Origin of the sequence: Kitasatospora sp. NPDC091257, from assembly GCF_044757675.1 — a bacterium.
GTDB lineage: Bacteria > Actinomycetota > Actinomycetes > Streptomycetales > Streptomycetaceae > Kitasatospora > Kitasatospora lactacystinica.
On record NZ_JBIVVI010001219.1, the window covers coordinates 1 to 2,643 of the forward strand.

Consider the following 2,643-nt stretch of genomic DNA (forward strand, 5'->3'; position numbering starts at 1 on the left):
CCGGACGCGCCGGCCGGCGGCGCCGCGCCGCGCGGGGCGGCGCGGTCCCCGCGGGGGGGCCCCGGGTGGCCGCCGGCGCACCGCCCCGCCGCGGGAGCCGGTCCTCCGGGGTGCCGCCGTGTTGAGTCCCGTCGGGTGAATCTCAGGGCGCGGGTTCCGCATCGGCCGGTCGGTTGCTCGCATAGTCGGACCTCATACCCGCCGATGACCGGACGGTCCGACGATGCGATTTCCGCGCCGAGAAGTTCTCACCGCCGCCACCGCCCTGCTGCTCGCCCTCACGGGGTGCGGCGCACCGCAGGCCCGGCAGGGCACACCGTCGCCGCTGCGCGATCCGGGCGCCACGGCCACGCCGACCCCGTCGGGGCCACGGGCGTTCACACTGGTCGCGACGGGGGACGTCCTGCCGCACACCGAGATCATCCGGCAGGCCGCGGAGGACGCCGGCGGCAACGGCTACGACTTCACCCCGATGCTCGCCGGCGTCAAGCCGGTCATCAGTGCCGCCGATCTGGCCATCTGCCACATGGAGACGGTGTACGGCCCCGACGGTGGGCCCTTCACCGGCTACCCGTCGTTCAAGTCGCCCCCGCAGATCGCCCGGGCGCTCAAGGACGCCGGATACGGCTCCTGCGACACCGCCTCCAACCACACGCTCGACGACGGACCCGCCGGCATCCGGCGCACGCTCGACGCCATGGACGCCGTCGGCCTCAAACACACGGGCTCCGCCCGCGGCGCCGACGAGGCGGGCAGCCCCGCGCTGCTCACGGCAGGCGGCGCCACGGTGGCCCAGCTCGCCTACACCTACGGCACCAACGGCATCCCGCTGCCGCAGGGGCAGCCCTGGGCGGTCAACCTCATCGACCGGGAGCGGATCCTCACCGACGCCAGGACCGTCCGGGAGCAGGGGGCGGACATCGTGGTGGTCAGCCTCCACTGGGGCACCGAGTGGCAGGACACCCCGAACGACCAGCAGCTCGCACTCGCCCGCGACCTGGCCGCCGAGCAGAGCCCCGGCCGGCCCGACATCGATCTGATCCTCGGCACCCACGCCCACATCCCGCAGGCGTACGAGAAGATCGGCGACACCTGGACGGTCTACGGCCTGGGCGACCAGCTGGCCGGACACATGTTCAACTACACCGGCGCGGAGGACCCGCGCGGGAACTGGAGCTCGATCGCCCGGTTCACCTTCTCGCCGCCGCCCCGGCCCGGGCAGCGATGGGCCGTCACCAAGGCCGAGTTCGTCCCGCAGCTGACGGACCTCGGCCCGCCCTACCGGGTCCTCGACCTGACCGAGGCCGTCCACCACGCCCCAGGCCGCGGCGACTACGCCCGGGCCCTGGAGCACATCCGGACGGTCGTGCTGAGCCGCGGCGGCGCCTCGGCAGGGCTGACCGCGGCCCCCTGAGCGGACCAGCACCCGAACCGTCCTGCGTGCACGGATGGCACCGTAACCGTCCGACGCGAACCACTCCCGGTGTCACGCCAACAGCGCCTCGAACCGGTACTCGGGCGCGGTCAGGGGCTGCTCGGACCAGATGACCTTGCCCCGGGCCGTGTACCTGGTGCCCCACCGCTCGGCCAGCTGCGCCACCAGGAACAGGCCCCGGCCGCCCTCGTCCGTGGTGGCGGCGTAGCGCAGGTGGGGGGCGGTGCTGCTGCCGTCGGAGACCTCGCAGACCAGGCTGCTGTCCTTCAGCAGCCGCACCCGGATCGGCTCGGCGCCGTAGCGGATGGCATTGGTGATCAGCTCGCTGAGGATCAGCTCGGCCGTGAAGGTCAGCTCCTCCAGTCCCCAGGCCGTCAGCCGCTCGACGCACTCGTTGCGGACGCGGGACACGGCGGCGAAGTCGAACGGCACGTCCCAGACGGCCACGCGGTCCGGATCGAGCAGCCGGGTGCGCGCGACGAGGAGGGCGATGTCGTCGCTGCGCCGCGGTGGGACCAGCGCGTCGAACACGGCCCGGCAGGTGTCCTCCGGGGACCGGTGGTCCTGGGCGCCGGTCAGCGACCGGCGCAGCTCGTCGAGCCCGGTGCCGAGGTCGCGGTCGCGGTTCTCGACCAGCCCGTCGGTGTAGAGGACGAGCGCGGTTCCGGGTTCCAGCCGCAGCTCGGTGGTCTCGAAGGGCAGTCCGCCCACGCCGAGCGGCGGGCCGGCCGGCAGGTCGGCGAACTCCACACCGCCGTCGGGGTGGACCAGCGCGGGCGGAGGGTGCCCCGCCCGTGCCATGCTGCACTGGCCGGAGACCGGATCGTAGATCGCGTACAGGCAGGTCGCCCCGGTGACGGGCGCGTTCTTGCCCTCCTCCGCCGTCCCGGCCTCCTCGTCCTGGTCGAGTCGGGTGACCAGCTCGTCGAGGCGGGCGATCAGTTCGTCCGGGGGCAGGTCGAGGGCGGAGAAGTTGAGCACGGCGGTGCGCAGCCGGCCCATGGTGGCGGCGGCGTGCAGGCCGTGGCCGACGACGTCGCCGACGACCAGGGCCACCCGGAAGCCGGGCAGCGGGATGACGTCGAACCAGTCCCCGCCGACCCCGCGCAGCGCGGGCAGGTCGAGGGCGGAGAAGTTGAGCACGGCGGTGCGCAGCCGGCCCATGGTGGCGGCGGCGTGCAGGCCGTGGCCGACGACGTCGCCGACGA

General features: G+C 74.1%; 2 protein-coding genes. One reads left to right on the top strand and one right to left on the bottom strand.

What is annotated here, in order from left to right; translation table 11 throughout:
• Nucleotides 1-223: 223 nt before the first annotated feature.
• The gene (locus ACIQOV_RS36495) at nucleotides 224-1,414 is read left to right on the top strand and encodes a CapA family protein (protein WP_401055102.1); all 1,191 of its coding nucleotides are present in this window, start codon (nucleotides 224-226) and stop codon (nucleotides 1,412-1,414) included.
• Between the two features lie 72 nt (nucleotides 1,415-1,486).
• Here the strand turns inward: ACIQOV_RS36495 and ACIQOV_RS36500 are convergent.
• A partial coding sequence (locus ACIQOV_RS36500; protein ID WP_401055103.1) for a SpoIIE family protein phosphatase occupies nucleotides 1,487-2,643 on the bottom strand: 1,157 nt, incomplete at its 5' end.